Origin of the sequence: Roseburia sp. AF15-21, assembly GCF_003479505.1 — a bacterium.
In the GTDB taxonomy this organism is placed as follows: domain Bacteria; phylum Bacillota; class Clostridia; order Lachnospirales; family Lachnospiraceae; genus Roseburia_C; species Roseburia_C amylophila.
Genome location: NZ_QUHG01000021.1, coordinates 1 through 1,656, shown reverse-complemented (window position 1 = coordinate 1,656; position 1,656 = coordinate 1). Strand labels below are relative to the sequence as shown.

Sequence of the window (1,656 nt, the reverse complement as noted above, 5' to 3'; positions counted from 1 at the left end):
AAGGCTGGTATCGGTTAATCCAATCCGTGATACATTATTTGCCAGTAATCCGGACCTCTATTATTTAATAGGAAATGTATTGACAATCGCTGCTTCTCTGATACTGACAGGAGGAATGGCAGCTAATGCAGCGATAAGTGCAGGAACATCCGTAAGCAGGGCAGTAGTGACAGAGTATGTCAAGCAGGGACTGACGGTGGCAGCCAGCAGCTATGTGGACAAGAGAATGACAGAAGCCACCAACAGTCCACTGGCAGGCTTCTTAACAGGTTCGCTGACTGGAATAGCAACATATGGAACGCTCAATGAGCTAGATTCCATGGCAAATGTAAGTGGATTACACAGTTCTTTTGCAGAAGGAATGTCAAAGGAAGATGCCCAGAAATATCTTGATTTTCTTGAGAATGGAAGCAAGGAAGGGCTCACAGAGGCAGAAATAAGAGGAATCGGAAAGGTAGACGAAGCACTTGCATTAAAGAAAGTAAACCCGGAGGAGCTGTTGGAACTTAGAAAACAGCAACTGGGGAATGTGGGGGAGAGTGGTAGTAATACTGGTACTGTATGGGATAATATTACTGGTACAGCTGACAATATGCCTGCTACTGAAATACCTGCCACCTTTAAAATTGATTTGGATGGAAAAATTAATTATGTGAATACTGAAACAGGAACGAACACATTATGGACAAATTCAAATGCAACCAAACATATGGGTGAGTATGTAAGTAGATTTGGAGATGAGAGTTGGAGCATTGGGACTAGAAGTCAAGCAATGTTAGAAAGTTATTCTGCATCACTTAATAAAGCGATGGAAACGATAGGTACAGAGGCATCTGGAAGATATTTTGGTACATATGGTAATTGGGAACTTGGTATTAATACTGAGACTGGTGTAGTATATCATGCAAGGATGCTTAATTAGAAAGGTGAAAAAAGTGAAGTTTGAAAAAGTATTTAATAACAAAAAATATATTCGAAAAATAGAAGGTATGGGAGAGGGGCTTGTTTTATTTGAAATATCAGCTGCTGATAAAAGAATAGGACAAAATTACCATTTGTTTTATGAGGATAAGCGCAAGCCTCCGTTGGACATAGCAATTAATCCAGAAGATGGAATGATAGAGTATATTAGCTATTTTGTTCAAGATGAAATGATTAATAATATTAGTGATATTCCCGCAATTATAAATGAGGGTATTGGAATTAGTATAAGTAATGAGAATTTCAATGAGAATAGTATGAATGTTACCGTAGATGGGAGATTTAAATTTTGGAAGTTAGAAAATGCAATTTTAATATTAAAAGATGATATTAAAGAGCGTGTTTTAAATGCATATAGGATTAATGATTTTAATAATTTATTGTTTCTAGGAGATGATTTCGTTGGAATAGAATTAAAAAATTTGAATCAAGAGGAAATGATAGAAATTATGAATTCAAAATGTTTACTATAAGAATATTGTTTTTAAATTAGGTTTATACTTTCGGACATCCAATAACCTACAACTCATGCACGCCTATTAATTAATCATCAGGGTCGTCCATATAGCAATTAAGAATGATAGGGGAATATGAAGAGGCACACAGTCATGCAGATATGTATCCCATCGATATGATGGTAGGTTATCTTCGCAGTATTATTGGTGGACAGTTAGG

2 protein-coding genes are annotated in these 1,656 nt (G+C 36.4%); both read left to right on the top strand.

Going from position 1 to position 1,656, the window contains the following annotated elements:
- The coding region (locus tag DWW33_RS15320; protein ID WP_199650796.1) for a hypothetical protein at nt 1-922 on the top strand (922 nt) is incomplete at its 5' end.
- 13 nt (nt 923-935) lie between these two features.
- Complete coding sequence (locus DWW33_RS15315) at nt 936-1,454, top strand: hypothetical protein (RefSeq protein WP_118639821.1); 519 nt, start codon at nt 936-938, stop codon at nt 1,452-1,454.
- Nucleotides 1,455-1,656: the final 202 nt, after the last annotated feature.